The 23,048-nt window shown below is 67.2% G+C and carries 13 protein-coding genes (1 of these 13 only partly in view); 4 read left to right on the top strand and 9 right to left on the bottom strand.

Translation table 11 applies throughout. The annotated features are described in order from the left end of the window. The 6 genes from OHA42_RS00160 to mftA form a co-directional block, all read right to left on the bottom strand. On the bottom strand, positions 1 to 9,134 hold the 5' portion of the coding sequence (locus OHA42_RS00160; RefSeq protein ID WP_406233503.1) for a non-ribosomal peptide synthase/polyketide synthase. It extends 8,725 nt beyond the left edge of the window; 9,134 of the gene's 17,859 nt are visible here — the first part of the coding sequence; its start codon is at positions 9,132 to 9,134; the stop codon falls past the left edge of the window. 494 nt (positions 9,135 to 9,628) lie between these two features. After that, entirely contained in the window at positions 9,629 to 11,002 is a 1,374-nt protein-coding gene (locus OHA42_RS00165) for a GAF domain-containing protein (RefSeq protein ID WP_406233505.1), read from the bottom strand. Between the two features lie 124 nt (positions 11,003 to 11,126). Beyond that, on the bottom strand, positions 11,127 to 12,608 hold the full coding sequence (mftG, locus tag OHA42_RS00170; RefSeq protein WP_406233506.1) for a mycofactocin system GMC family oxidoreductase MftG: 1,482 nt from the start codon (positions 12,606 to 12,608) through the stop codon (positions 11,127 to 11,129). Positions 12,609 to 12,640: 32 nt separating this feature from the next. Continuing rightward, a complete protein-coding gene (gene mftF, locus OHA42_RS00175; RefSeq protein ID WP_328406518.1) occupies positions 12,641 to 14,041 on the bottom strand; it encodes a mycofactocin biosynthesis glycosyltransferase MftF in 1,401 nt (466 codons plus the stop codon). Between the two features lie 232 nt (positions 14,042 to 14,273). Further along, a complete protein-coding gene (mftC, locus tag OHA42_RS00180) occupies positions 14,274 to 15,836 on the bottom strand; it encodes a mycofactocin radical SAM maturase (RefSeq protein WP_406233509.1) in 1,563 nt (520 codons plus the stop codon). Positions 15,837 to 15,850: 14 nt separating this feature from the next. After that, entirely contained in the window at positions 15,851 to 15,934 is an 84-nt protein-coding gene (gene mftA, locus OHA42_RS00185; RefSeq protein WP_406239900.1) for a mycofactocin precursor MftA, read from the bottom strand. A gap of 343 nt (positions 15,935 to 16,277) precedes the next feature. Here mftA and mftR2 point away from each other — a divergent pair, with 343 nt between their 5' ends. Further along, a complete protein-coding gene (gene mftR2, locus OHA42_RS00190) occupies positions 16,278 to 16,916 on the top strand; it encodes a mycofactocin system transcriptional regulator MftR2 (protein ID WP_328406520.1) in 639 nt (212 codons plus the stop codon). 61 nt (positions 16,917 to 16,977) lie between these two features. Beyond that, positions 16,978 to 18,033, top strand: coding sequence for a 2Fe-2S iron-sulfur cluster-binding protein (locus tag OHA42_RS00195; RefSeq protein WP_406233510.1), 1,056 nt, complete (start codon positions 16,978 to 16,980; stop codon positions 18,031 to 18,033). Between the two features lie 875 nt (positions 18,034 to 18,908). Here OHA42_RS00195 and OHA42_RS00200 read toward each other — a convergent pair. The 3 genes from OHA42_RS00200 to OHA42_RS00210 form a co-directional block, all read right to left on the bottom strand. Then, positions 18,909 to 19,652: a DNA alkylation repair protein gene (locus tag OHA42_RS00200; protein ID WP_406233512.1), complete on the bottom strand. Its 744-nt coding sequence runs from the start codon at positions 19,650 to 19,652 to the stop codon at positions 18,909 to 18,911. Between the two features lie 69 nt (positions 19,653 to 19,721). After that, on the bottom strand, positions 19,722 to 20,483 hold the full coding sequence (locus OHA42_RS00205; protein ID WP_406233513.1) for a glutamate racemase: 762 nt from the start codon (positions 20,481 to 20,483) through the stop codon (positions 19,722 to 19,724). Positions 20,484 to 20,573: 90 nt separating this feature from the next. Beyond that, positions 20,574 to 21,773, bottom strand: a complete 1,200-nt coding sequence (locus OHA42_RS00210) for an NAD(P)/FAD-dependent oxidoreductase (RefSeq protein WP_406233515.1) — start codon at positions 21,771 to 21,773, stop codon at positions 20,574 to 20,576. 244 nt (positions 21,774 to 22,017) lie between these two features. On the opposite strand from OHA42_RS00210, the gene OHA42_RS00215 reads away from it, so the two are divergent. Together OHA42_RS00215 and OHA42_RS00220 are read left to right on the top strand one after the other, a co-directional pair. Beyond that, entirely contained in the window at positions 22,018 to 22,374 is a 357-nt protein-coding gene (locus OHA42_RS00215) for an SPW repeat protein (RefSeq protein WP_406233517.1), read from the top strand. Next, complete coding sequence (locus OHA42_RS00220; protein ID WP_406233519.1) at positions 22,374 to 23,003, top strand: TetR/AcrR family transcriptional regulator; 630 nt, start codon at positions 22,374 to 22,376, stop codon at positions 23,001 to 23,003. The genes OHA42_RS00215 and OHA42_RS00220 overlap by 1 nt, the downstream gene beginning before the upstream one ends. The last annotated feature ends 45 nt before the right edge of the window (positions 23,004 to 23,048 follow it).

A 23,048-nucleotide genomic window follows, 5' to 3' on the forward strand; every position in this document is an offset into this window, starting at 1 on the left:
TTCACCTGGAAGTCGGTGCGGCCGAGGTAGCGAAGTGCGCCACCCCTGGTCCAGGCCACCAGATCACCGGTCCGGTACATCCGCGCCCCGGACGGGTCGAACGGATTGGCCACGAACCGATCGCTCGTCAGCTCGGGCCGCGCCACATATCCGCGCGCCAGCTGCGCTCCGGCCAGATACAGCTCGCCCGGCACACCGGGTGGCACCGGACGCAGTCGGCCATCCAGCACGTACACCTGGGTGTTGGCCACCGGCACACCGATCGGCACGGTGTCGATATCGGCGTCGGTCACCTCGTGGGCGGTGACGTCGACGGCCGCCTCGGTCGGACCGTAGAGATTGTGCAGTCGGGCGCCGGTCAGTTCGCGCAGTCGATGTGCGGGCCTGGGCGGCAGTGCCTCACCCGAGCAGAACACCAGGCGCAGCGAATCACACTGCGCCGCTGCCGCATCGGCGACGAAGGCGATCAGCATCGAGGGCACGAAATGCGCAACGGTCACGCGCTCGTGCCGGATGACCTGCGCGAGATAGCGGGGATCCCGGTGTCCGTCCGGCTCGGCGACCACCAGCCGTGCACCGATCTGCAAGGGCCAGAAGAACTCCCACACCGACACGTCGAAGGTGGCGGGCGTCTTCTGCAATACGGCGTCCGCGCGGCTCAGCCCGTACGCGTCCTGCATCCACACCAGCCGGTTCGCGATCGCGGCGTGCGAGACCGCGACCCCCTTCGGCCGCCCGGTCGAACCCGACGTGAAGATCACGTACGCGTCGTTGTCCGGTGTGAGTGCACCGAGCCGATCGGCGTCGGTCAGCGGCGCATCGGAATAGTCGGTGTCGTCGAAGAGGTCGACATCGAGCACCGCCCACGCCCGCGGCCGGTCCCCGGCGGTCAGATCCAGTCCGTCGCCCGAGCGACTCAGCACGCACACCGGACGCACCGTGTGCAGCACGTGCTCGATCCGCTCGGCCGGATGGTCCGGATCCACCGGGACGTACGCACCGCCCGCCGCGAGCACGGCGTACATCGCGACGACGAGTTCCGTCGAGCGGGCCATGCCCAAGGCCACGGCCGTGCCGGGGCGGACACCGATGGACACCAGCAGGCGGGCCAGCCGATTCACTCGGCTCGCGAACTCCGCATACGACAGCGAGGCACCGTCGAACGAGAGGGCGATTGCTTCCGGGGTGCGTGCCACCTGAGCCTCGAACAGCGACACCAGCGTTGCGGTGGCGTCCATGTCGCGTGCGGTCGCGTTCCAGGAGTCCAGCACCAGGACGCGCTCCGGGCCGGACAGCAGTTCGATGTCACCGACCCGAAGCTGTGGGTCGGTGCCGACGGCGTCGAGCACTCGGCCCAGCCGGGCAGCGAACGTGGCGACGGTGTTCGCGTCGAACAGATCGGTGGCGTACTCGAGGACCGCCGCGATGCCCGCGGGTGCGCCGGTGCTGTCGGTGGACTCGGTGAGGGTCAACTGCAGATCGAATTTCGCGGTCCGCGATTCGATGTCGAGCGCGGACACCTCCAGACCGGCCAGCGCCAACGAGGTCTGCGCGGTGTTCTGGAAATCGAGCATCACCTGGAACAGCGGATGCCGTGCCGTGGTGCGCTCCGGATTCAGCACCTCCACCAGCCGCTCGAAGGGGACCTCGGCGTTGGCGAAGGCGCGCAGATCGCTGTCGCGCACAGCGGCGATCAGGTCGGCGAACGACAGCTCCGGACGCACGTCGGTGCGCAGCACCAGGGTGTTGACGAACATGCCGACCAACTCGTCGAGCGCCTGATCGCCGCGACCGGCGATCGGCGTGCCGATCGAGACATCCTGCTGCCCGGCAAGTTTGGCAAGCAGGGTGGCGAAGGCGGCGTGCACGACCATGAACAGCGATGCGTGCGACTCGTCGGCAAGCTCGCGCAGTCGGCGGTGCAGCGCGGCGTCGATGGTGAACGTGTGCCGGTCCCCGCGGCCCGAGGCGACAGCGGGACGCGGCCGGTCCGCCGGCAGGGTCGAAGTGTCGGGCAGGCCGGCGAGTTCGGTGGACCAGTAGCGGATCTGCTCGGCGATCAGCGAGTCGGGATCGGCTTCCGCGCCGAGTGTTTCCCGCTGCCAGAGCGTGAAGTCGGCGTACTGCACCGGCAGTGGCGTCCAGGCGGGCGCGGTGCCCGCACATCGTGCGGCGTAGGCGAGCATGATGTCGCGGGTGAGCGGCGCGATGGACCAGCCGTCCGCGGCGATGTGGTGTATCGAGACGACGAGCACCTGCTCTGCGCCCTCAGCGGTGTCGTTTCGCGCACCCGTCTCCAGCAAGGTCAGCCGCACGGGCGCGGCCTTGTCCACGGCGAAAGGCAATGCCGCGATGGCACGGATCCGATCCTGGAGGTCCGCGTCCTCGACCGGCTCGGCGATCAGTCGGGTCGGTGTCTCGTCGATCGGCAGCACGTGCTGGCGCGCAATGCCGTCCACCGCCGGGTAGCTGGTGCGCAGCGTCTCGTGTCTGGCGAGCACATCGCCGATCGCGGCGGACAGCGCGGCCCGATCGAGGACACCGGTGAGCCGAACGGCCGCGGTCAGATTGTTCGCGACCGAGTTCGCGTCGAACTGGTTGAGAAACCACATCCGCTGCTGCGCATACGACAACGGCACCAGGTCCGGACGCGGTCGGGCGACGAGCGGCCGACGGTTCGCGGCCCCGCTGGCAGCGGGCAGATTCGCAGCGAACGCGCCGACCGTCGGATGTTCGAACAGCATTCGCACCGGAACATCGGTGCCGACGGCGGCCCCGATGCGCGCCGCGATCTGTGTGGCCACCAGCGAATTTCCGCCCAGCGCAAAGAAATCGTCGTCGAGGCCGACCCGATCGAGGCCGAGCACCGTGCCGAATGCCTCGGCCACCGCCTGCTCGGCAATGGTGGCCGGCGCACGAAATACCGTGGCGGCCGGTACCGGGTCCGGCAGTGCCGTGCGATCCAGCTTGCCCGAACTGGTCAGCGGCATCGCCTCGAGCCGGACGTACGCCGCAGGCACCATGTACGAGGGCAGCGCCGCCCGCAGCCGCTGCCTGAGCACCGCGGCGAGCCCGGGCTCGGGTATGGCGGTGACAACATAGGCGACGAGCATGTCCCCGGCGGGATGGGCGAATATCCGCACCGCAGCCGCCCGCACGTCCGACGCGGCGACCAGCGCCGCCTCGATCTCGCCCAACTCGATCCGTTGTCCGCGCAGCTTCACCTGGAAGTCGCTGCGCCCCAGGTATTCCAGCGCACCGCCGCGGGTGCGCCGCACCAGATCACCGGTCCGGTACATCCGCGATCCCTGCGGACCATACGGGTTGGCGACGAACCGTTCGGCACTCAACTCTGCCCGCCCGTGGTACCCGCGTGCGACCTGGACGCCGGACAGGTACAGCTCGCCGACCACTGTTTCCGGCACCGGACGCAGCCGCGCATCGAGCACGAGCACCTGACTCGCGCGCACCGGACGCCCGATCGGCACCCGACCGGAGCTCGCCGCGGCGACCGGTGCGTGCGTGGCGTGCACCGTGAATTCCGTCGGCCCGTACAGATTGTGCAGTTGGGCCGAGCTCGCCGCGGCGAAGTCCGCCGCGGCTTCGCCGGTCATCGCCTCACCCGCGACGAAGACGGTGCGCAACGACGCGATCGCCGCACCGGGAGCCGCATCGGCGAACACCGTCAGCATCGACGGCACGAACGAGGTCATGGTCACCGAGTGCGCCGCGATAAGGGCTGCGAGATAGCCGCTGTCGCGATGCCCGTCATGCTCGGCCACCACTACCCGAGCGCCCCTGGCCAGCGGCGCGAACAGCTCCCACACCGACACATCGAAGGTCGCGGGCGTCTTGAACAGCACGACGTCGTCGCGGCCGATGCCGTATTCGTCGGCGATCCACTCGATCTGATTGACCATCGAGGCATGCTGGACGGCAACGCCTTTCGGCCGCCCAGTGGAGCCGGAGGTGAAGATGACGTAGGCGGTATTCAGCGCACGCAACGGTCGCGCGCGCTCCGCGTCGCCGACCGGTGCGTCCGAGTATCGCGCGCCATCGAGCGCATCGAGCGCGATGACCGGGACATCGGATCCGCCCTGCCAACCGTCGGCGGAGGTGGTCAATACGCACACAGACTGTGCCGAGGCGATGATGTGTGCGATCCGGGCGGCAGGCTGGTCGGGGTCGATGGGCACATACGCGCCGCCTGCGGTCAGCACCGCGTATGCGCCGACCACCAGCTCGGCCGAGCGGCGCATCCCGAGCACCACCAGCGATTCGGGTTCGACGCCCGCATCGATCAGCACCCGCGCGAGACGATTGACCCGGGACGACAATTCCGCGTAGGTGAACGTCCGATCGCCGTCCAGCAACGCCACCGCATCGGGAGTCCGGCGCACCTGCTCCTCGAACGCGGAGAGCACGGTGCCCGTGGCAGGGGTCGCGCGCGAGGCCCGACCCCGCTCGATCGCCCGCCGCTGCCCTGCGGCGTCGAGTAAAGGCAGGTCACCGACCGGTAGATCGGCATCGGCCGTGATCGCCCGCAGTAGCCGCACCAGCCACCGCGCATAGTCCGCGATGGTGGCTTCGTCGAAAAGATCGGTCGCGTACGTGAATTCCGCACGGACCCCCGTCGGTGCCGAACCTTCCTCGAGTCCGGCACCGACGAAGCTTTCGGTGACCGTGAGCTGGAGATCGAACTTGGTCACTCCAGTGTCCAGAGTACTGGTGGCAACCGACATGTCGGGTAATTCGAGGGTGATTTCCTGTGCGTTGTCGAAGGCGAGCATGACTTGGAACAGCGGGTGGCGCGCCTGCGAGCGTGTCGGGTTGATGGCCTCGACTAGCTGCTCGAATGGCAGCTCGGCATGACCGAAGGCGGCGAGGTCGACCTCGCGAACCCGGGCGAGCAGGGTGGCGAACGAGGCCGCGGCGTCGACCTCGGTGCGCAACACCAGGGTGTTCACGAACATCCCGATGAGATCGTCGAGTGCGCGCTCGCCGCGACCGGCGACCGGGGTGCCGATCACGATGTCGGCAGTGCCCGACAACCGCGACAGCAGCACAGCCAGCGCACCGTGCACAACCATGAAGGTCGAGACACCGTCGGCGCGAGCCAGATCGGTGATATCGGCATGGAGGTCCTGCGGCAGCACGAAACCGAACACCGCGCCCGCACCGGAGGACACCGGTGGCCGCGGCCGGTCGGTCGGCAGCTCGAGTTGGTCGGGCGCCCCGGCAAGGGTTGCGGTCCAGAATTCCAGGTGCCCGGCAGGCAAACCCCGCGCACGCTGCCAGAGGCTGTAGTCCGCGTACTGCACGCTCAGCGGCGACCAGCCCGGTTCGGCACCGACGCGTCGCGCACCGTAGGCGGTCATCACATCGCGCGCCAGCACCCGCAGCGAAAGGCCGTCGGCGGCGATGTGATGCAGTACCAGAACAACCGCGTGACTGCCGTCGTCCACTGTAAAAACGCGGGCACGAAAAGGAATCTCGTGTTCCAGATCGAAACCCCGAGCAGCGAAGCGGAGCAGTTCCGCATCGAGCTCGCGTGCGCCGATCGGTTCGGCAACGCCGAGGGCCTCGGACCTCGGAAGGACAAGCTGCTGCGCCGCAACACCTTCGGCCGCTTCCGCGAGCACCGCGGGGAAAATAGTGCGCAGCACCTCGTGCCTGGCGAGGACGTCATCGAGCGCCGACCGCAGCGCGGCGAGATCGACCGCGCCGCGTAGTCGCACCACGAACGGCATGTTGTACCCCGCGCCGGAACTGTCGAACCGGTTCAGGAACCAGATCCGCTGCTGTGCGGGAGAAAGCGGAACCAGCTGCGGCCGCGGCCGCGCCCGCAGCAGCGCAACAGCGGGTACGCCGCCGGTTCCTCCCGCCCGCTCGATCAGTTCGGCGAGTTCGGACACCGTGGTGGCGGTGAACAATTCGCGAACTCCGAGCCGGCAGCCCAAATCGGCGGCGAGCCGGGCCGCCACCTGCGTGGCCACCAAGCTGTTTCCGCCGAGTGCGAAGAAGTCGTCATTGCGGCCGACGCGCTCGCAACCGAGCACCTCGCCGAACACCCGCGCGATGGTCTGCTCCACCGGCGTCACCGCGGCGGCATACTCCGTGGTGGTCCGCTCCGGCGCGGGCAATGCCGCACGATCCAGCTTGCCGGAGGCATTGACCGGCAGCTCGTCCAGCACCACGAAGGCCGCGGGCACCATGTATCCGGGCAGCGCCCTGATCGCCGCAGCACGCAACTGCCGCGGCAGCACCGATCCCGGCTCGGACTCCACGGCATAGGCGACCAACTGCTCGCCGACCCCGGCATCATCACGCACCACGACCACGGCACGCACCACCGAATTGACCGTGCCGAGCACCGATTCGATTTCGCCGAGCTCGATGCGCAACCCGCGCAGCTTGACCTGAAAGTCGGTGCGGCCGAGATATTCGAGCTCACCGGCGGTGGTCCAGCGCACCAGATCACCGGTGCGGTACATCCGATCACCCGGTGCGGAGGGGCCGTCCGGCCCGCCGAACGGATCGGCAACGAACCTGCCCGCCGACAATCCCGGCCGGTCGAGGTAACCCCGGGCGAGCTGTACCCCCGACAGATACAGCTCACCCGGCGCCCCGACCGGTACCGGCCGTAGCCGCGAATCGAGTACATAGAGCCGGGTGTTGAACACCGGCCCACCGATCGGCACCGAGAGGGTATCGGCGTCGGTCACTTCATGGAAGGTCACGTCGACGGCAGCCTCGGTCGGGCCGTACAGGTTGTGCAGCCGCGCGCCCGTCAACACGCGCAGCCGCTGGGCCAGTGCTGCGGGCAGCGCCTCGCCGGAGGCGAACACCATCCGCAGTGTGGTCCGCGTCGTGAATTCGTGATGCGCCAGAAACGCTTCCAGCATCGAGGGCACGAAATGTGCTGCCGTCACGCCGTATTCGGCGATGACAGCGCGCAAATAGGCCGGATCGCGGTGCCCGTCGTGCTGCGCGAGCACCAGGGTCGCACCGACCTGCAGCGGCCAGAAGAACTCCCACACCGACACATCGAAAGTGGCGGGAGTCTTCTGCAACACTACGTCGTCGACGCCGAGCCGGTACATCGACTGCATCCACACCAACCGGTTGACGATCGCCTCATGGGTGACCGCCACGCCCTTCGGCAGCCCGGTCGAACCCGACGTGAAGATCACGTACGCGGGATGACCGGGCCGCAATGCCGCGGTGCGTTCCCGATCCCAGACCGGCCCATCGGAACAGCGGGGATCCGACCGGTCGACATACACGACAGGAAGTCCGGAAACAGCAGGCGCACCATCGCGTTCGGTGGTCAGCACGCAGGCCGGGTGGGCGGTGGCCAGGATGTGCGCGGTGCGCTCGGCGGGATGGTCGGGGTCGAGCGGAACGTAAGCCGCACCGGCCGCGAGCACCGCGTAGATCGCGACGAGCAGCTCAGGTGAGCGCCGGAGGTTCAGCGCGACCGCGGTCTCGGGCCCGACCCCGAGCCCGATCAGCTGCCGTGCCAGCCGGTTGCTGCGGGCCGCCACCTCGCGGTAGGTCATGGCCGGCCCGGACCCGTCGGCGTATCGCACCGCTACCGCATCCGGCGTGCGGGCGACCTGCGCCTCGAACAGAGAGACAAGCGTCGCGACAGGAGCCCGGTCTGCCGACCGACCGGGCAGTACCGCATCGACGTCGTAGCCGGTCGCATTCCAGATCCTGGTGCTGACCTCGAGCTCCAACTCGGTCGCGACCCGCACCGCGTCCACCGGTGCGTCGAGATCGGTGGCCAGCAGCCGCTCCAGGTATTGCAGGAATCGCGCGTGGTGGCGGGCGATTTCGTCGACGCCGTACAGATTCGGATTCGCCTCGAAATCCACGTGCACGCTGTCGCGCTCGCCGTAGTAGACGTTGAAGCTGAGGTCTTCCACCGGCCCGGTCGAGAGCACGTGATATCTGGCCACGGTGTCGCCGAGGGTCAGGTCGTTGCCGAACAGCATGATGTTGGCCAGCGGACCGAACAGCGCACGTCGCGCAGGCTGCCCATCGTGTTCGGCGTCGCGGCGGATGTCTTCGTGCCGGTATCGCTGATGACGCAGTGCGCCTGCCACCTCGACCCTGGTCGCCCGCAATAGCGCACCCCAGGTGACCGGGGCGCCGGACCGTGCGCCACCGACCGGCAGCCGCAGCGGCACGATATTCGACAGCATCCCTGCCGAACGCCGCATCATCGCCGTAGTGCGCGCGGTCACCGGCAGGCTGAGCACCACTTCGTCCCGATCGGTGAGCCGTCCGAGGTAGCAGGCGAAGGCCGCGAGCAAGACCACCGCGAAGGTCGAATCCTGGGTCGAGGCAAGGACATTCATTTGTTCGACCAGGCGCTCCGGCAGCGCACGGCCCGCAATCAGATTCATCGCGGCCCGTGGCGCGGTGCGGCCGTCGAGGCTGGTCGCGCTGTCGAGTCCGGCGACCCGCTGCGCCCAGTGCGCCCGGTCGGTGGCGTATCGCGTGCTGTCGCGGTAGGCGAGCTCGCCTTCGACCAGCGCGGCCAGCTTGCCGGGCGTCGCCGCGGCGAGCTCGGTGCCGAGCACCCGCGCGGTGTAGCGCTCGGCGACACGGTTGGTGCTGGTCAGTGCGCCGTATCCGTCGAAGACGAGATGGTGGGCCCGCAGATACCAGAAGTACCGCTGGTCGGCGACCCGCAATACAGCGCATTCGGCGAGGCGATCGGCGATCAGATCGACCGGTGCGCTCATATCCGTCCGCATCCATTCCTGTGCGGCGGCAATCGGATCGGCGTGTGTACGCAGATCGATCACTTTGATGTCTTTGGAAAGTTCCGGGTCGACGCACTGATAGGGCACGCCGTCGGATTCGCCGAGCCGCACCAGGATCGATTGGCATTCGTAGGCCGCCTCGATCGATTCCTCTTGCAGGATCGCAATATCCAGTTCACCGTGCACATCCACGTACTGCGCGATATTGATCGGCACATCGGGATCGATCAGCTGCGCGTACCACACCCCCAGCTGCGCGGGCGCGAGCGGAAACGGCGTCGGCGCGGGTGGCACCGCCCCGGTATGGGCGGTCTGATCCGGCCGTGCACCGAACTCACCCAACTCCGTACCGTGCACCAGAGCCTCCTCGTTTTGCGAAACAACAGCTGGCCGAATGCTTTTGGGCAGCACGAATAAGCCTCTGCACCAGAGCCTTCGAGCTCCGGCGCATGGCATGAATGCCAGCCTTTGGGGCGATTCGACGAAAGCGCGGGACGCGGCAGCATCGCTCGCGCGGGGTCCGAACAGATTTGCGGGAACCGAGATTCGGCGACTTCGCGTCACCGCCGTGGCGAACGCAGATCGCCACGGTTGCGCCTAGCTCTTGATCGTTCCTCCAACTCCGCCGCCGCGATGCGGGCGGGCACCGCGGCCGTGTCAGCTACATCACATGGATGTGATCCATGCATTGCGAACATTAGGCGGTTCGTTAATAAAAAGGAATGCTTTCCCCTAAAAACTTCTGGACGATCGTCCAGCGGGGTTGAGCGGGCAGAAAACCCTGGACAGAGCTGTGTTCGCGACCACAGTTGGGCCGCGCATGTGAGTTACCACACTTTCAGATGTGCAGACTATGAGCCGGAACGTTGCATCCGCGTTGCATCGGCGCCCAAGCGCCGGTCGAGGACCCGAATCTTGGCTTCGATCTGCGCGTACAGCGGCGAATCTCGATCGACCGCCGAGCGGTAGACGGCCCACGCCGCGGCATCGTCGCGCCCCTCGGCGGCCGCCGTCCACCGACGCAGGACAGCGGCGTCACCGGAACTCAGTACCGCGGCGCGCAGCCGGACCCGGAGCTCGTCGCGAAGGTCGACAATCCCCGGAGCGGTCGAGCGCGGCAGCACCGGGCCCGCATAAAGCCGTAATGCAGCATCGACATCACCGGAGTCGAGTGCGGCGCGCAATGCCTCCACATCGGTTGCGACATGCACGCGCAAGCGGTATGGGCGCGAACCGAATACGGTCGGACCGACCACCGAACGCAGTCGCGACATGGCGGCGCGGATGGTGCCGTTGTCCAGATCGGTATCGTCGAGCAGCAGCGCGAGATGGTCGGCGCCCAGCCCTTCCGGGTGCTCGGCGAGCAGCAGCAGAATCTCGGCGTGCCGCTGCGACAACGGAACTCGATCGCCCGCGACAGTCAGCAACGGCTGCCCGAGCCCGAGCACGTCGAGACCCAACCGGCCCGCCGCGGCGGCATCGGCCGCCTCCTGACTGCCGGGCCGATGCACCGCACCGTGCTGTCCCGCTCGCATCGCGCTGAGCAGCAGATCCATTTCCGCGGCGGTCGACGCCGCCTTGACCAACGCCAGAATCTCCGGCTTTGCGGCACGGACGCCACCGGCGATCATCAGCACCCCGACCAGCCTGCCGTCGGGATCGTGCACGGGCGCCGCCGCGCCGGTGATCTGATGCATGCGATGCAGGAAATGCTCGGGGCCGTGAATCCATGCGGCCCTTCCGGTGCGCACCACAAGACCGACCGCATTGGTGCCGATGCGCCGCTCACTCAGATCGTCGCCGGCCCGCACACCGATCTCGGCCGCCGCGGTGACGTGGTCGGCATTGCCGTGAATCGAGAGCACGCGACCGAATTGATCGGAGACCGCGACAATCAAACCCGTTCTGGCCGTGTCCTGTACGAGAAGCTTGTCGATCAGCGGCATCAATGCGGCGATCGGATGTGCATCGCGGTAGCGCTGTAAATCCGCGCCGCGCAGACCCCGACCGTCGAGCACATCCATGGGATCGACGCCGCCGCGCACACTGCGCAGCCATGATTCGAGCACGACCGGACGCAGCAGACCGGCAAGCTGCGAAAGCTGCTCGCCACCCGCGCTAAGATATCCGTGCGCTTGTGCGGCATAGGCTTCAAGGGCGCCGAGTCGAGTGCCGGGTTCGACGCCATGCCGTGGGGGCCGCCCACCTGCAAGATTGCTGACCATTTGCCTTTCTTTCCGCCCCAAACTGTACCGGCGCGTATTCCGGTGGAAGGGCGGATGCATTTTTTGTCCGCCAGGTCACACCCAGTTCATTCCTCGTACAAATGTGACCTACTCATCTTTCACATCACCGAGAGAGGTAATCGGCGGCGCGCTCGGCGATCAGCACCGTCGTAGCTTGCGGACCGCGACTCAACGGCACCGGGACAATCGAAAGATCAACCACCGACAATCCGGTCACTCCGTGCACTCTGCACAGCTCGTCCACCACCGCACGTTCGTCATCCGCACGCCCCATCCGACACGTACCGGACAGATGTTGCGAGGTAGCCAGATTCGCCCACAGCCACCTATCGGCCGCAGCGCCGGATGATTCCGGGATCGGGTTCGATACCCGCGCCGCCGATATCCGGCGCAACAATTCGGTGGCAGTGCCGACAGCTTCCCGCAAACGGTTCCGATCGTGTGCCGCCGACAGATAACGGTGGTCGATATGTGGCGACACGACAGGATCGGGCGAACGCAGTCGCATGACGCCTTCGGCATGTGGTCGCATCAAAGCCACCCCGAGCCGCTGCACCCCCGGTGTGAACGCGACGGTGTAGGGCCGGATTTCGATATCGTCCAGACTCAGCACATATTCCAGCGGCACCGTCTCCGGCGTTCGAAGCGGTGGATCGAGCCGGTATTCGATACCGATCTCGGGATGGTCACTGAATCCGATTCCGACCGGTGCGGGATGGCGCACCGGAATATCCAGTGTTCGAAGCTGCTCGACGCCGCCGATGCCGGAACGCAGTAACAGGGCCGCCGATTCGATCGCCCCCGCGCACAGCACGATCCGATCGGCCGACATCGTGCCGACCACACCGTCGCGCAGGAATTCCACGCCGATGGCGCGAGTGCCCCGGAATTCGATGCGGGTGACCTGTATTCCACCGACGACGGTCAGATTGGGCCGCGCCGATGCGGGCAGCAGATACGCCCATCCGGTGCTGACCCGCCTGCCGTTCTCGATACTGCACGGCACGCGGCCGATGCCGTCGGCGGGGCCGGTGCCGGGCGGGGCGTTCAGATCGGCGATCTCGGGAACGCCGGCCGCGGCGCAGGCCGCGGCGAACTCGGCACTCAGTGGTACGGGTGTGGCTATCCGGCGCACCGGCACGGGTCCGGTCCGGCCGTGCCATGGGCGGTCACCGAAATCGTGGTCGTGCTCGAGTCGCCGATAGAACGGCAGCAGCGCGTCGAAGGACCAGGTGGTCGAGGTGATCTCGCTGCTCCACGCGGCGAAGTCGGCCGCCGTGGCGCGCACGAAGTAGCTGCCGTTGATCGCACCGGAGCCACCGATCACCCTGCCGCGCACAATATTTCCCGCGATCTCGTTGCCCGTATCGTCCGTCGCGAGGGTGACCGGGTAGGTCCACAGCCATGGCGACCCTTGGCCGACCGGCAGCCGGGTGGCGTCGAGCAGGTCGGTGGGCATCTCTGCCGCCGTCGCCCACACCGGGCCCGCCTCGAGCAGGCGCACGGTGTGGTCCGGGTTTTCGCTCAGCCGGGCCGCGAGTACACAGCCCGCCGTGCCGCCACCGACGATCAGAGTGTCTGCCATCTACATCAACATCACAGCATCAGCGGTCCGAATCAGCTGGACGGCGTGGTGGGTTTGAGTGACTCGAGGCTGCGCGCGCGAAACGCGCCGAGCCACAGCCCGCTGCCGTAGGCGATGTCGTCCATCCGCTTGTAGGCCACGTAGCGGAACGGATCGAGCCCGCCCGAATCGCGGTGGGTGAACCAGTCCGCGAGGCCGTCGGCAACGGCCATGGTCACCGCGATGCGCCGGATGCGCCGCGACGCCAGCATGGCCAGCATGGTGACCGGCCAATAGTGCCTGCACATCGCCGATGCCAAACGCCAAAGGCCCGCGAAGAATCCGCGCGAGAGGTAGATGGCCGCGATCCTGGTCGGGTTGTCCAGCTCCGCGAAGACCCTTCGTAGTCGGATCAGCGCAGTGACGAGGGTGATCAGTCCACCGAACAGGCCCCACTTCGACAGCGTCGCGAACAGCAGGGCGGCAACCACCGTCCAGGACGGCACCGACAGCGGCGACACCATGCCGGCATGCCGGTCGCCGAGCGGTGCGGCCCCGGTGCCGTAGAACAGCTTTCGGCCGAACCAGTCGCGGAAGGAGATCCGATGGTCGTGCGCCACGTGCGCCGCGGGCTCGTAGCGCAGCCGCCAGCCCGCCTGCTCCAGCCGCCAGCACAGGTCGACGTCCTCGGCCACCTGCATCGTCTCGTCGAAGCCGCCCTGGGCGAGCAGGGCCCGGCGCCGGACCAGCAGTGCCGCGCTCGGCACATAGGACACCAGGCCGCGCGACTGCACCGCCGACTCGCGCCTGCCGAGGTCGAGCGAGGAACGGGTGTGCTCATAGCGGGCCAGCGCGTTCGACTCCGGATCGAGCGCGACGATACGCGGCGCGACGAGCGCGACCTCCGGGTCGCTGAAGTGCCCGAGCATCACCTCGAGCCAGCCGCTGCGCGGGACGACATCGGAGTCGAGGAAGGCGACGAAGTCGGTTGTCGCGGCCCGCAATCCGGCATTGCGCGCCGCGGCGGGCCCCTGCTTGCGATCGTGGCGCAGCACGGTCACCCGGCACCGGGTGCCCCGATTGCTCGGGATGCGCACCGGTTGATCGGAACCGTCGTCGACGACGATCACGTTGTGCCCGCGCAGCGCCGCGAGCAGTCGGACCAGACCGTCGGCGTTGTTGTACAGCGGAACGATCACGGTGACGTCTTCCGGCGAGGGCAGCAGCCGGGGACGCGGATTGCCGACACCGGAATCGAGCAGCCGTCTGGCAACAACAGCAGACTTGGGGTCGGTGACCTCCAGGTACCCGTCGCCGATCATCTCGGCGGCCTCCGGGGCAAGCCGCAGCAACCGAGCGGGCGAACCGCCGATCAGTATGCGTCCCCCGGAGTATGCGCGTACCCGTGGATCGATCCGTACCCCGAACCCGTCGGGCAGGCGATCATTGCGCATTCTTGGCATGCTAGGCGGAGATTCGTGCACGAGCATCATCCACCCGGAAAAAAGGACAGAATTCCGTGCGAATTGGCCCGAACGGACCGGCAACTCCCGACACCGAGCGTTGCCGAGTGGTCGCTGGCTACCGAACTCGGACGCTCGGCAACTGCAGGGCAATCCTCCGGCCGTCCGATCGACGGCGACCTTCGAGCGATATGGCAGCACATCACTGGCTACCGACCCGGCATCATGTCAGCGGACTCTCGTCGCAGGCGCGCGACGGGCGTCGTTCGGGTGTGACGACGGGCCGGGACACCGACAACGTGAGCGGAATCGGACCCGACTTCCGCGGACCCGACTTGCGCGGCGCCGCCCGCCGCGAGTGGTCGACCGACGAGCGCGGGATCATCCGCCCCGTGTCGGCCAGTGCCGCCTCGCCGTAGCCCTGCACACACTCCGGGTCCGGTCCGTCGGCGGGCAGGCCGGTGAAGAACTTCGCCGCCATGCAGCCGCCGCGGCAGGAGTCGTAGTGGGCGCACCCGGAGCAGGCGCCGCCACCGCTGGGCTCGCGCAGCTCCGCGAAGAGCTCCGATTCCTGCCAGACGGCACGAAAACCGCCGTCCACCACTACATTTCCGGCCATGAACCGTTCGTGGATGGCGAACGGGCAGGCGTACACATCGCCGAGCGGATCGACGAGGCAGACAACCCGGCCCGCACCGCACATGTTCAGCCCCGGCAGTGCCTCGCCGAACGCGGACAGGTGGAAGAACGAGTCGCCGGTGAGTACACCGTCACCGTTGCGCACCAGCCAGTCGTAGAGCACCCGTTGTTGTTCGGGCAGCGGGTGCAGTTCGTCCCAGACGTCCGCGCCGCGCCCCGAAGGCCGCAGTCGGGTCAAACGCAGTGTGGCGCCGTACTTGTCGGCGATCGCCTTGAACTCGTCGAGCTGGGCAATGTTGTGGCGGGTCGCGACCACCGACAGCTTTGCGTCGGAGAACCCGGCCGCGGCCAGGTTGTCCAATGCCCGGATCGCCATGTCGTAGGAGCCGGGCCCGCGCACGGCGTCGTTGACCTCGGCATCGGCGCCGTCCAACGAAATCTGAACGTCCACATAGTCACTGGCGGCAAGGCGCGCGGCGACCTCCGGCGTGATACGAACTCCGTTGGTGGAGAACTTCACTCCGACATGATGCGCGGTCGCGTAGTCGACCAGCTCCCAGAAGTCCGGGCGCACAGTGGGTTCGCCGCCGCCGATATTCACGTAGAAGATCTGCATGCGTTCGAACTCGTCGATCAGCGCCTTGCACTGCTCGGTGCTCAGCTCGCGCGGATCGCGCCTGCCCGAGGAGGACAGGCAGTGCACGCAGGACAGATTGCAAGCGTAGGTGAGCTCCCAGGTGAGGCAGATCGGTGCCGCGAGACCGGTTTCGAAGCGGTCGATCAGGCGCACCGCACCGGCCGATGCCGGAGCCGCCCCCGCGTCCGGTCGGGCGGCGGGTGCGGCGAATTCGCTGTGCCGCAATGCCTCCGGGGCACTGCCCGGTGCCGCTGGGGTGATCATGCTCGAGTCGGCCAGCTGTTCCAGTGCACGCACATACGGGCCCGCGACATCGTCCGACAGGCCGGCCGCCCGCAGCGCGGTACGCACCGAGGCGTGCGAGGGCAGCGACCGCACGATCTCGAGGATCTGCGGGTTCTTCAGGAACGAGAGCTTGCGCGTGCCGAAGTGGTAGAGCAGCGCGCCGAACGACTCCGGCCGCAGCGCCACCCTCGGGTGCAGCTCCCAACGAGTATCGAGATCGAGCATGGTCGCTCCGCCGTTCAGTAGACGCCGCACATACCGTCGATGGAGACCTCTTCGATGAGGGTTTCCTCCACCAGCGGCGCTTCCTCGGCCGAACGCACATCGACCGTGCTGATCGGCCCGGTGCTGTCGGCGTCGGTCTTTCCGAGCGATCCGTATTCCGGCATGGCTACCTCCGAGATGACGATCGGTGTCCACGGCCACCCGATGTAGCCGCGCTCACACGATAACGTCATGCACTGACAAAATGGAACAGGTTCCACTCGATCGATCGAGGTCGGCGTGCAGCGTCCCACTCAGTGGACGCGTCACCCCGGGCCGTCCGACCTGCGGGCCGAGTCGCACGCACACCGACCGGTTCGGCGGCGGGCGCTCTAGACTTTCGGTGGCAAGCAGCTGAACAGGACGTGACGGGCGATCGATGCCCGCGGTGGTAGAGGTGGCATGGGAGTCGGACGAATGCAGGCGAGCGGGGGCGGCAATACTCTGTCGGAGTCCGAGATCGTCGAGGCCGCGCTGCGAGTGGTTCGGGAAGACGGCGTCGAGAAATTGTCCATGCGGCGACTTTCCCGCGAACTCGGAGTTTCACCGATGGCGCCGTACTACTACGTGGCCGATAAACGGGAACTGCTCGACCTGGTCGCCACCGCGGCATTGACCGGAGTTCGCAAGCCACCGCCCGAATCCGGGCCGTGGCAGCAGCGGCTGCGCGACCTCATCGACCAGATCGACGAGAAGCTGCGCAAGCATCCCGGCCTCGGCGATGTACTGATCGAGCAGATGCTCGGCAAACAGCTCGATCTGATCGCCGCACTGATGGAGATCCTGTTCGAAGCGGGCTTCACCGACCGCAATGTGCTCGCCGCCTACGCGACGATCCACACCTACCTGTTCGGCCGCAGCCGGGTGAATCCGCGGGATCGCTCACCGCTGTCGGATGTGGCGCTGCCCGACGTCGTGGAGCGCGCCACCAAGTACATGGCAGACCTGCGTGGGAAGTACGCGTACGACTTCGGCATGGAGGTGTTGGTAGCCGGTCTGGAGGCCCAGCTTGTCCGGCAGCCGAATACCGACGTACGATGAAACTGAAACACGTTCTAGTTTTGTCGGTACCCGCCGGCTGCGCCACGTTCGAGAGGACGCCATGACCACCGTTGAAGTTCCACACGGCTCGCGCTCGGTCGTGCTGCGGGTAGCCGCTGTCATCACCGAGACCGTCGACACCTGCTCGCTGGTCTTCGACGTGCCCGAGGAATCGCGTGAGCGCTTCAGCTACCAGCCCGGCCAATTCCTGACACTGCGCATTCCGAGCGACCTGACCGGCTCGGTGGCGCGCTGCTATTCCCTTGCCAGCTCGCCCTACACCGACGATCTACCGAAAGTCACCATCAAACGCACCGTCGGCGGCTACGGATCGAACTGGGTGTGCGACAACGTCAAAGCGGGCGACCACATCGAGGTGCTGCCACCCTCGGGCGTTTTCACACCCAAGGACCTCGACGAGGACCTGCTGCTCTTCGGCGCGGGCAGCGGCATCACCCCGGTGATGTCCATCCTGAAATCGGCGCTGGCCAGGGGCAACGGCAAGGTCGTTCTGATATACGCCAACCGCGACCACGAATCGGTGATCTTCGCGGCCGAATTGCGGGAGCTGGCCGACAAGCATGCGCAACGGCTCACCGTGATCCACTGGCTGGAGTACCTGCAGGGCCTGCCCACGCCGGACGCGCTGGCCACCCTGGTGTCGCCCTACGCCACCTACAACGCCTTCATGTGCGGGCCGAAACCGTTCATGGACCGTGTGCACGACGCGCTCGCACAGCTCGATGTGCCGCGCTCGCGCACCCACGCCGAGGCGTTCAATTCCCTTGCCGGAGACCCGTTCGCCGACCAGGCACCGGTCGAGGTCAGTGATGAGGAGGCCGCTGCTGCCGCCACCGTCGAGGTCGAACTCGACGGCGAAGTGCACGAGCTGTCCTGGCCGCGCAAGCAGACCCTGGTCGACATCATGCTGGCCAAGGGACTCGACGTGCCCTACTCCTGCCAGGAAGGCGAATGTGGTTCCTGCGCCTGCACGGTGCTGGAGGGCAAGGTCGAGATGGAGAACGCCGAAATCCTCGACCCCGAGGACATCGCCAACGGCTACATCCTCGGCTGCCAGGCCAGGCCGGTCACCGACCACCTGAAGATCCAGTTCTGAGTCTGATTTGCAGCGCCTGCGGCGCTGCGTGTTCGCGGCTGTGTTTGTTTTGCAGCGCCTGCGGCGCTGCGTGTTCGCGGCCCCCAAGGCTCGCGTCCGAGCGGCCGAGACTCGCGACTTCGTCGCATGCGCTTCGGCCACTCGGACGCGAGCCGGCCGCGAACGGTCGCTCGTAAAACTCGCTCCGTGGTGCGTGCTTTGGTGGGAAGCTCGCGACTGTGGCGCGCTGTATCGGTTGCGTAGGTGCTAGCTGCGAACGGTCGCTCGTAAAACTCGCTCCGTGGTGCGTGCTTTGGTGGGAAGCTCGCGACTGTGGCGCGCTGTATCGGTTGCGTAGGTGCTAGCTGCGAACGGTCGCTCGTAAAACTCGCTCCGTGGTGCGTGCTTTGGTGGGAAGCTCGCGACTGTGGCGCGCTGTATCGGTTGCGTAGGTGCTAGCTGCGAACGGTCGCTCGTAAAACTCGCTCCGTGGTGCGTGCTTTGGTGGGAAGCTCGCGACTGTGGCGCGCTGTATCGGTTGCGTAGGTGCTAGCTGCGAACGGTCGCTCGTAAAACTCGCTCCGTGGTGCGTGCTTTGGTGGGAAGCTCGCGACTGTGGCGCGCTGTATCGGTTGCGTAGGTGCTAGCTGCGAGCAGTCGCTCGTAAAACTCGCTCCGTGGTGCGTGCTTTGGTGGGAAGCTCGCGACTGTGGCGCGCTGTATCGGTTGCGTAGGTGCTAGCTGCGAGCAGTCGCTCGTAAAACTCGCTCCGTGGTGCGTGCTTTGGTGGGAAGCTCGCGACTGTGGCGCGCTGTATCGGTTGCGTAGGTGCTGGCTGCGAGCAGTCGCTCGTAAAACTCGCTGCGTGGTGGGTGTGGGTTGCGGCTTCTTTTGTTTCAGCGTGCTGCGCGGTAGGCGACGCGTTGCGCGGGGGCGAGGCGTTCGGTGGCGTAACTCAGTGCGGTGCGGCCCATCTCGGGCGCGTGCTTGTCCAGGAAGTCGGTCAGCAGCTGCTCATCGATGCGCTTGCCGACCTCGCGGAGCATCCAGCCGAGCGCCTTCTGGATGAGGTCGCGGCGGTCGGCGAACAATCGCTCGGATAGTTCGAAAGTCGTGGTGGCATCGCCCGCTTTGATGAATGCGAAACTCGAAAGCAGGGCGACTCGACGCTCCCACAGCGACTCGGCATCGGCCAGCTCGAAAAGCAGGTCGCGTGGCTTGTCCAGCAGCCACGGGCCAATGATGTTCTCCGCCGACACGTCGACGAGGTCCCAGTTGTTCACGCGGCCGCGGCGCACGGCGGCGAGATACAGCTCGACCATGGCCGCGCGGGCTTTGTCGTCGAAGGTGCGCGGCTTGGATGCCGCGGCGAACCTGCCATTGAGGATGACCAGCGCCGCGAGCCGGTGCTCGTGCACGGGGCTGTCGAGCAGGGCGTCGATTTCGGTGAGCGGCAGTGTCGCAAAGCGTTTCGCGATCGAGCGGGTCACCGGCACCCGGACGCCGATGAAGACGTCGCCCGCGCCGTACTCACCGGGGCCGGTTTTGAAGAACCGCTGTAGCTGGAACGCATCGGCGGGGTCGGCGACCTCCGCCAGCGCCGCCCGCAGCTGTGCAGCGGTCTCGGTAACTGCCGTCATCAGCGAACCTTCCATATCAGCCGCTCGACTTGCCCAGTCGAAAGGCGCGGTGGCGGAGATCTGCGGAAATCAGCTCTGCGCGCCGAGGATTCGGCCCGACTCGAAGGCGGCGGCGCTGGCCGGCAGATCACCGGGACGACCGCTGTTGAGCACCCGGACCGCGCCGTTTCCGGTGCTGGGCCTGCCGAGCGCGTCCATGCGCCGAATCGTCTGCGTGGCAACGGCTTGCGCGCTGTCGAAGAGGCGAACACCATCGGGCAGCGCGGCGAGGATGGCATCGATCACCAGCGGGTAGTGCGTGCAGCCGAGGACCACGCCCTGGACGTCGGCGGGGGTCTGCTCGGCGGCCCGCGCGATCGACTCCTTGGCTCCGGCGAGATCGCCCGCGTCGATGGCATCGGCCAAGCCGTGGCAGGCGACGCCGACTACGTCGGCCGCGCCGCCGAACCGGGCGATCAGGTCCGCCTGGTAGCGGCTGGCCGTCGTCGCTGCGGTGGCCCACACCGCCACCGACGAGCAGACGGCAGCCGCGGGCTTGATCGCGGGCACGGTGCCGATCACCGGCACCTCGGGACCGACCTCGGCGCGCACATGATCCAGCGCGGTGACGCTTGCGGTATTGCACGGCAGCACGATCACCTCCGCACCGAGCTCGACCGAGGTGCGCGCGGCGCCGACCACCCGATCGATCGTCCACTCCTCCGGCTTCGGCCCCCACGGCGCACCATCCGGATCCAGTTGCAGCAGCAGGTCCACATCCGGTCGAAGCTTGCGCAGCCACGCAGCTGTGGTCAGCAACCCGAGGCCGGAATCGATGAGCGCGACGATCACGTGGTCCAACCTTAGTAGGCCGCCTGGAGAACGTAGCCGGACACCGTCCGACGATCGCCGCGCCGGGCCGAGCGCAGGCGAGGCAGCCGCCTATCGAGCCGTGCCGAGCAGCTCCGCCACCGGGGCGCCCGCGGCGATTTTCGCGCGGACTTTCATCACCTGTGCGGTCATGCCCGCGCCGACCACGCCGGTGAGGTTGCCGTCCTGGGCGTAGTAGGCAAGGAACTTGCGGCCGTCGTCGGAGACGATGTGGACCTCGTCGGTCGCGTTCGGGGTGCCGAGGGCCTGGATTTTCACGTTGTACTGGTCGCTCCAGAAGTACGGCACCCGTGCCGCGGTCGGCGGCTGTGCGCCCAGCAGCGCGCAGGCCAGTAGTTTTGCCTGCTCGCCCGCGTTGGTCCAGTGCTCGACCCGCTTGCGCTGACCGGTCTCGTGCAGCCACGCGGCGACGTCGCCGACCGCCCACACACCCGCGACGGACGTACGGCCCACCTCGTCGGCGAGGACGCCACCGCCCGCGGTCGGCTCGGCGAGCGCGATGCCGGAATCGGCGAGCCATTCGGTCACCGGGCGCGAGCCGACCCCGATGACCACCAGGTCGGCGTACACCTCACTGCCGTCCGACAGCCGCGCACCGCGCACCCGGTCGGCGTCGTCGGCGAGGAAGGTGTCCAGTCCGGTGCCGCAGCGCAGATCCACGCCCTCGGCGCGATGCATCCTGGCGACCAGCGCACCGACCTGCTCGCCGAGCACCGAGGCCAGCGGCGTCGGCTGGGGTTCGATCAGCACCACCTGCACCCCGCCCGCACGGAAGCTGGCCGCGAGTTCACATCCGATGAACCCCGCACCGACCACCAGCGCCTTACTCGCACTGGATAATTCGGCCCGCAGCGCGGCGGCGTCGGCGTGCCCGCGCAGCACGTGCACACCCTTCAGGTCGGGCAGGCCCGGCAGCCGGCGCGGCTGCAGGCCGGTCGCGATGATCAGCTGGGCGTAGTCCAGCGTGCTGCCGTCGGCAAGAGCCACCTGCCGCGCCGCGGTGTCGACGCCGACCGCCGCGGTGTTCAGGCGCAGATCGATCTGCTTTTCGGCAAAGAATTCCTCCGGTCGGAGTGTGGTGTCGTCGGTCTCGCCGCGCACGAACTGCTTGGACAGCGGCGGGCGGTCGTAGGGCAGCCGCGACTCCTCGCCGACGAGGATGAGGTCACCCTCGTATCCTGCGCGGCGCAGTTCCTCGGCGGTGCGCAGGCCGGCCAGCCCAGCGCCGACGATCACGATCGGCCCGTTCATGCAGCCTCTCCTTCGGTGCAGCCGGACAGTCGCCGGGTCGAGTGGGCATGCGTAACTGAAGGTGACACGCAGCTCACCCTAACTTCCGCTTGGTCACAGCTCACAGTGAGGGCCGTCACTGTGACGACCGGGCCGAGACCACCGCCTATTGGTGCCCAATCGTGTCTGAATCGATATTGATCGGGCGGTCAATCAGAGTTGAATCGGAGGCAGGAGAACATTCCATAGCCCGAGGAGGCACTTCATGTTCACCGAAAGTCGCACACAGGACTACCTGGCCATCGTGCTGGGAGTCTTTGCCGCGCTGTCACCCCTCTGGGTAGAGACGAACGACAACGGCCAGTGGTCACTGATCGTCTTGGGCGTTCTCATTGCTCTCACCGGACTCGCGCAGATCTACCGGCCCGCCATGCAGGCCACCGACTACGCGATGGGCCTGTTCGGCGCATTGCTGTTCATTTCCCCGTGGGCAATGGACTTCACCGAGTACCGCGGCGCATCCTGGACCGCATGGGTAGTCGGGGTAGTGACGGTAGCGGTCGCGATCGCGGCGCTGCCGGCAATGTCGGCGCGTCTGCACGACATGGTTCCGCACCACTGATGCAGATGCCCAAACCGCATCGAGCCGGGCGTCGCCGTAGCGCCAAGGTGGACGGCGACGCCCGGCAGCTCATCCTGGATGCCGCCGAAAAGCTTTTCGCGGCACAAGGATTCGATGCGACTGCGACCGCGGCCATCGCCGGCGCGGCAGGCGTCCCCAAGGGCCTGGTCTTCTATTACTTCCCGACCAAGGATTCGATTCTTTCCGCGCTGATGGCCGAACGGGTGCCCAACCATCCGATCGACGACATCGGCACGGTGGTCACGCCCGGCGATCCGGCCGCCAGCTTGGTCAATCTCGATGCGGCGCTCAATCTGCGCGACAACCATTCCTCGGTGCTGCGCGTCATCATGTGGCGCGAAGCCGACACCCACCCGGACGTGCGGCGCCAATTGCGCCACCTGCGTGACCAAATGCTCGATATCACCGCCCGAGTCCTCCAGGCGAGCACGCCGACGCCGGTTCAGCAAGGCACCCTGCGCGCCTGCGCGGCCGCCTGGGTTTCGGCCATGTTCGCGATCGCGAGCACCGACCGCCTACATGCGCTCGACGGCCTGCCGCTGCCGACAACAGACGAGTTGTTGAATGTGGCTCAGGTCGTCGCCGCGGGCATGACGCAGCTCGGCTGACAAAATTCTGAAATGCCGCGCCTTCGCAATTGTGCAGCTGGGCCG

Source organism: Nocardia sp. NBC_01009, assembly GCF_045208035.1.
Taxonomy (GTDB): Bacteria; Actinomycetota; Actinomycetes; order Mycobacteriales; family Mycobacteriaceae; genus Nocardia.